Annotated in this window: 6 protein-coding genes and 1 pseudogene; 3 read left to right on the top strand and 4 right to left on the bottom strand. The window is 47.2% G+C overall.

Translation table 11 applies throughout. The features are described 5' to 3' along the window. Together ACN0T0_RS19570 and cysE are read left to right on the top strand one after the other, a co-directional pair. A partial coding sequence (locus ACN0T0_RS19570; protein WP_417228419.1) for a transposase occupies positions 1-265 on the top strand: 265 nt, incomplete at its 5' end. Between the two features lie 318 nt (positions 266-583). Further along, positions 584-1,309 (top strand): annotated as a pseudogene (gene cysE / locus ACN0T0_RS19565) (serine O-acetyltransferase); the annotation flags it as partial. A 42-nt stretch (positions 1,310-1,351) separates the two neighbouring features. On the opposite strand, the gene sigZ reads toward cysE, so the two are convergent. Together sigZ and ACN0T0_RS19555 are read right to left on the bottom strand one after the other, a co-directional pair. Continuing rightward, positions 1,352-1,909: an RNA polymerase sigma factor SigZ gene (gene sigZ, locus ACN0T0_RS19560; RefSeq protein ID WP_417228418.1), complete on the bottom strand. Its 558-nt coding sequence runs from the start codon at positions 1,907-1,909 to the stop codon at positions 1,352-1,354. Positions 1,910-2,024: 115 nt separating this feature from the next. Further along, complete coding sequence (locus tag ACN0T0_RS19555; protein WP_417228417.1) at positions 2,025-3,071, bottom strand: permease; 1,047 nt, start codon at positions 3,069-3,071, stop codon at positions 2,025-2,027. A 107-nt stretch (positions 3,072-3,178) separates the two neighbouring features. On the opposite strand from ACN0T0_RS19555, the gene ACN0T0_RS19550 reads away from it, so the two are divergent. Further along, positions 3,179-3,478 carry an ArsR/SmtB family transcription factor gene (locus ACN0T0_RS19550; protein WP_417228416.1) on the top strand — a complete coding sequence of 100 codons (300 nt, stop codon included), beginning with the start codon at positions 3,179-3,181 and terminating at the stop codon, positions 3,476-3,478. 113 nt (positions 3,479-3,591) lie between these two features. Here the strand turns inward: ACN0T0_RS19550 and ACN0T0_RS19545 are convergent, their stop codons facing one another. Further along, the gene (locus tag ACN0T0_RS19545) at positions 3,592-5,313 is read right to left on the bottom strand and encodes a protein adenylyltransferase SelO (protein ID WP_417228415.1); all 1,722 of its coding nucleotides are present in this window, start codon (positions 5,311-5,313) and stop codon (positions 3,592-3,594) included. Between the two features lie 486 nt (positions 5,314-5,799). Beyond that, complete coding sequence (locus ACN0T0_RS19540; protein WP_417228414.1) at positions 5,800-6,108, bottom strand: DUF2149 domain-containing protein; 309 nt, start codon at positions 6,106-6,108, stop codon at positions 5,800-5,802. Between the last annotated feature and the right edge of the window lies 1 nt (position 6,109).

The raw sequence follows: 6,109 nt of genomic DNA, 5'->3' as shown, positions 1-6,109 counted from the left end.
ACTGTTTTCATGGTTAAGTATGCAAAAAGTAACACTATGCCCAGCCATCATTGGTGAGCTTCAGGTGATGCATGAGCACTACTGTTATTTAAATGAAAAAATCGCCGCTCAGGACGCAAAAATCGTTAAACAGGTTAAGGAAAGTAGTCGTTGTCAGCTATTAAAAACGGTTCCAGGCATTGGTGGCATGACGGCAAGCCAGTTAGCGGCAGAAGTAGGCAATGCGCATCAGTTTAAAAACGGTCGAAAATGGCTGCCTGGTTAGGGTTGGTGCCTTAGCAGGTGCAACAAGTTTAATCGGGTTTGCAATAATAGAGCGTGATGATGATAACGGTTGACCGTCTGGGTAGTAAACCTGTCATAAAAAACAGATGTTATAGGCTGTCGGCTTTTTTAAGGGCTATCTGGCGCGGGTGCTCATCGTGGAGCGGGAATAAAAGCTTCCCAACTTAAGACTCCGAATACATTAGCGCAAAACCGCCTCACGATCACAAATCTATGTTGCAATACTGATGATTATTGATATTTAAAATTTGCACCTCAGATGCCATCGGCTTGCCGTACTCGCTGATTTTTTAATGGTAACCTGCTTCAGCATGGTAGCTTTACAAAAGCGCTGGCTTTTCTCCTGAGCAAGGCACTGAGTGAGCAGGCCGGATCGGTTGCTTGTAGTAGAGATGTAATTGCAGCGGCGCTTGACGATGACCCCCGCATTGTTGCCGCAGCCAATGCCGATTTGTATGCCATTAGAGAAAGAGATTCAGCGTGTAAAGACTTTGTCACCCCCTTTTTGTATTTCAAAGGCTTTCATGCCTTGCAGAACTACCGGATTTCCAATTGGCTTTGGAATAAAGGGCGTGAATCCCTGGCGCAATATTTTCAGCACCGTATTTCCATGAACTACGGGGTTGATATCCACCCCGCTGCCAAGTTGGGCTGCGGCGTTATGATAGATCATGCGACAGGAGTAGTAATAGGTGAGACTGCGGTGGTTGGAAATAACGTTTCTATTATGCAGTCTGTGACACTGGGTGGTACCGGGAAGGAAAGTGGTGATAGACATCCAAAGATTGGTCATGGCGTGTTAATCAGCAGTGGCGCCAAGGTGTTGGGCAATATCCGTGTTGGGAACGGCGCCAAGATTGGTGCTGGTTCGATTGTGCTGGAGGATGTGCCTGCCGATACCACAGTGGTAGATGTCCCTGCTAAGAAAATCGGAAAGCCTTTAGTTAAGAACCCCGCGTTGGATATGAGTCACTCGATTCATTGCGATATCGAAGACTGTGCTGATATGTACTCAGTGGCCTGAAACCTGTGAAGTAATCGTACAGAACAACTGAATTAAATCATCTTAAGCACAAGACTGACAGCGCGTGCTTATTTTGTCGGGTTTGATTTGGTATTCGATAATATTACCGTATCGATCTACGGATATATCACAATACTCATGGAATAGCTCATGGAGCTGCTTGCGTCCTTTTTGGACGCGTGATTTTAAAGTTGAGTAGCTGATGCCGAGATTTTCAGCATACTTTTTTTGTGACTGACCTTGTAGATCAATCGCAGTTAACAGTTTTGCCATATCATCTGACAAGTCATTGATAAGCGGCTGGACGCAACGGGAAAAGACGTGCTCTGTGTCAGTATCTTGGTTTGCATGCCACAAATCTTCCGGATGGATATTATCGGTTTTGTTGTTTTTTCTATAAAAGTCGATAGTTATGTTTCTAGCGATCATAAACAACCATGATTTAACCTTCTCTTTAGAGTTTAGGTTATCAATATTTTGATAAGCACGAATAAACGTTTCTTGAAGTAATTCTTCAACATCTACAGGATTGGATATTTTTGAATGTAAAAAGGATTTAATATCGGTTCGGTACGTTGTCCAAATGACTTCGATATTCATATAGAGCTCCCTTAATAACACGACTGCTTTTAGACCGATCTTAAGTTTAGACTTGTAGGTGCTTAACGGTCTCAATGAGACTGAACCGGTATCGTAGATTCAGCGGCCTAGCAGGTTAAAAGAAAAAGTTGAACAGCAGTCCAGCGAGGATTGCCATGCTGAAGATCACCAACAGGAAGGCCGCAATCATTTGTTTGCGGAACATTGATTTGAGCAGGATGACTTCGGTCAGGCTAGCTCCTGCACTGCCGATGATTAATGCCATGACAGCACCCATACTCATACCCTTCGCCGATAGTGCAGCAGACAACGGGATCACGGCCTCTGCGCGGATGTAGAGAGGTACACCGATGACAGCCGCGATCGGAATCGCCAGCGGGTTATCAACTCCTGCGTATTTGACGATCAGGTCAGCAGGCATAAAGCCGTAAGTAAAGGCGCCGATGGCGATCCCGAACAGTAGGTAAGGAAAGATGCTCTTAAACTGGCTCCAGGTCTCCTTCCAGATACGTGCCCAGCGGTTATCTTGGACAGCCGATACGGTGGCTGTACCATCGCAGCATGAGCTGACCGCGACTTCACCCTCGGCCTTTCCAATACTACCGCGACAAGAGGCCGCGGCTGGAATTTGGGAGCCAACGCAGGATGAAGAGACGGGCTCAGACTTAATTTTAACGCTGGCGCCACAGCTACTAACGGGCTTATCGCCAAATACCTCGGGGCGGATGTAGCGGGCGAAATTCATTTTCTCCAGTAGGTAGCCAGCTGCAACGGAGACCACCAAAGCAACCGATGCATACATCAGCGTCACGTTCAAACCAAAGGTAGCCAGAAACAAACCAATGATGATGGGGTTGAGTAACGGTGAGGTGAACAGAAAGGTAATGGTTGGCCCAAATCCAGCGCGAGCCTTGAGTAGCCCGGTCAACATAGGAATCGTTGAGCAGCTACAGAAGGGCGTCATCCCACCGAGAATCGCAGCAGAGAAATAGCCTTTACCGCTTTTTGAACTGAGAATCGCTTGGATTTTGTTGGCAGGTAGAAACTCTTGAATCACACCGACGATGAAGCTGACTACTAGGAATAGTGCGGTGAGTTCGATGCCTAAAAAGGCAAACATGCCGAGGGCTTCTTCGAGCATTGAGAGGATTTCAGGGGACATAATTCAACCTATATTTCTAGATGTATAGAAACATTTTGGAGAACTAAGTTGGTGTTGTCAATATGATTCCAGTAATATCGAAATATATTTATTAATCGGAGAAAATTATGCAATCTGAGATTGCCGCCAAGCGCTTTGCTGAACTAGGACATATCACCCGATTGGATATTTATCGTTATTTGGTAAAAGGTGGCCGACAAGGAGTTCCCGTCGGTGAAGTCCAAGCAGCGCTTAATGTGCCAAGCTCTACACTCTCTCACCATATTACCCGTCTGGTTTCTGTTGGCCTGGTTGTGCAGCGGCGGGAGGGCAGGACTCTTTATTGTGTACCTCAGTATAAAGAATTATTCGGCTTAATTGAGTTTCTACAGGAAGAGTGCTGTACGAATGAGGGGCTGACCCATTAACGCGCAATGGGTAACACTCCTCTGCCATAAAGCTCCTCCTGAACGAGGAGATGAGTGTGGGCGTCATCTCTTGTGCAGATAGCCAACAGATGCCTCCCTCCTTTACCAAGAATTCACGACGAACAGCTATAATGAGACATGCCCCCAAGTTCAAAAAACTCAGCCGGTTTCAACCTATAGTATTTATCTTCCACCGCTTGCGATTGTTCAGCATAAGGCTGAGTCATCACCTCTTGCAGCTCTCGTATCAGCGCATAGTTACCCACAGCGGCCTGTTGATAGGCGGGCACCACTAACCACTCACGCAAGCTGTATTTTGGATTGACGCGCTTCATCTTCCCTGAGATCTCATCACGGGAGAGAGACTGACTGTCTATCAGAGCATTCCATGCTGTCAGCCACTCAGCCCAGCGCTGATCCAGCGCTGCGGAGTCTGCCTGATAGCTAGGCCCTTTATAAAAGCTTTTCTGAAGTGGGCTAATATCGTCAGGCAGATGCGACAGTTCGCGAAAGAGGATGGTGTAATCCACCGATGTTTCCATCATCAGCGCCGCTAGCTCTCTAAACAATGGCATATCAAATGTGTCGAGACCCAGCTTTTCAGCCCACATCTCTCTCATTTTCGTTTGCATCACGGTTTCAAAGCCGCTGCGAATCTCGTCGAGTTGCTGCAAGGCCGCATCCTCCGCAGCAAGCAAAGGTCTTAGTGCGGTCCAGAACATATGAAAGTTTCGTTCTGCGGCTACCGGTTGATTAAGAAAGGAGAAATGCTGCCCGCCACCGGTCCAAGGCTGATATTGGGGGTCGAAACGTTCACAGAATCCAAAGGGACCGTAATCGAGAGTGAAACCACCAGCGGCACAGTTATCACTATTGAAATTGCCCTGACAGAAACCCACACGGACCCAGTTCGCCACCAGCGAGGTCAAACGGTCGCGGAACGCATCTGCGAGCAACACCACTTTTTCAGCAAGGGGCAGAGTGTTATTAATAACATCGGCGTACTCACGTTCGATGAGGTGTCGCACAATCATCTCCAGTTCCTGCAACGCTTGCGGGTGCTCCTGCTTGCGGGCTCGGCGACTGAAGAGCTCCAGCTGACCGACCCGTAGGAAAGATGGTGCGACACGGGTCGAGATGGCGACAGCCTCAGATACCATCGTGTCAGGATCCATCGAATGCGAACCTTCGGAATACCAGGGACGTCTAACTTGCTCAGTCTTTGACACATACAGACTCAGTGAGCGTGAGGTTGGCACACCAAGGGCGTGCATATGCTCCTGCGCCAGAAACTCTCGGACACTGGAACGCAGCACAGCACGACCATCACCGCCGCGGCAGTACGGTGTCCGGCCGCCGCCTTTGAGTTGCATCTCCCAGCGTTGACCGTTAATAACCGCCTCAAGCACGGAGACTGCGCGGCCGTCACCGTAACCATTTCCGGTTTTGAACGGGCACTGCTGATCGTATTCGGTGCCGTAGATAGACAGCGCGTAACCACAGGCCCATCCAACTTTTCGCATCGGCTCCGGCACCTGAGAGATATCACCCGAGAACATCCGCACAAAATCGTCAGACTGAGCCATGCTGTCAGCGAAACCCAATTCGTTAAACAGTCCAAAGCTATGAGCGACGTACTCTGGATCGGCAATTGGCGTGGGTTTTACCGGCACATAGTGACCCGAAAATACTTGGCGCTGCTGGTGATCATCCCCGTGCGGTGTTGCATCCGGATCAGCAGTGAGGCGATCCATCAGCGAGTAATTTGCCAACGGCGCCAGATCGTCAAGAGTCGTAATGGATGGCAAAGTTTGCTCGGGTTGTCGATTATTCATTGAAACTCCTCATGACACGGGCAAAGCAACGGTACCCTCTTGGTCAGAGGAGTTACCCGTTACTAATGACTATTTCTGATTTAGTAAACGAGGTAATAAACGCCTCAGGTGCTTATTGGCGTATGGAGCTAGAGCAATTCTAGCACGATTAAATAGCTATCAAGAGCCGATGTATGACTCACTGAGAAAGCTATAAGCTTGCAAGCTATTTAATACGGTTACGCTACATTAGCAAACACCCTATTCTGAATAGCGTATGCTCTTTTCAGTAAGAATGAGCCTTATCAGGCACGACAGGCTTACAATAAAAAAGCATGAGAATGAAAACGACTGACCGTCTGGAGAGTAAACCTGGACCCTGTAAATAATTGTGTCGCACTTCGGAGCTGAATTCACGACTTTCTTATTTCTTAATGATCAAAGATTTAAAAATCGTGAATACGGAAATGTATGTACAGGGTCTTAATGTTACGTTTAGTGTCTATTTCAATTCGGTACATAAATCATTTTCCCATCAGGTAGTTGATAGGTGACGCCAGCTTTAATACCTTTGCCTTCACCTATATCACCGCTGCTATCGTACCGCGTTAACTCCTCTCCATCTTTAATCGTAATAGTCATATTTTCCTCTCCAGGATTTTCAACCACGACAACACGATCACTAGAAAAAGGGTTAAGCGGATTTTTAACAATCACAATTAATAAAATCACAATAATGACCAAAAACAGGTCAATCAAATTTACCACTGATAAAATAGGATCATCATCTTCATGATCGATAAATCGTCCTGCCATC

This window comes from Amphritea sp., from assembly GCF_048266285.1.
Lineage (GTDB): Bacteria > Pseudomonadota > Gammaproteobacteria > Pseudomonadales > Balneatricaceae > Amphritea.
Note: the sequence above shows the minus strand (reverse complement) of the source record. Positions and strands in the feature narration are given on the sequence as shown.

Coding starts and splice junctions, on each gene's coding strand:
- sigZ (WP_417228418.1), bottom strand. CDS start 1,909: ATGAATATCGAAGTCATTTGGACAACGTACCGAACCGATATTAAATCC.
- ACN0T0_RS19545 (WP_417228415.1), bottom strand. CDS start 5,313: ATGAATAATCGACAACCCGAGCAAACTTTGCCATCCATTACGACTCTT.
- ACN0T0_RS19550 (WP_417228416.1), top strand. CDS start 3,179: ATGCAATCTGAGATTGCCGCCAAGCGCTTTGCTGAACTAGGACATATC.
- ACN0T0_RS19540 (WP_417228414.1), bottom strand. CDS start 6,108: ATGGCAGGACGATTTATCGATCATGAAGATGATGATCCTATTTTATCA.
- ACN0T0_RS19555 (WP_417228417.1), bottom strand. CDS start 3,071: ATGTCCCCTGAAATCCTCTCAATGCTCGAAGAAGCCCTCGGCATGTTT.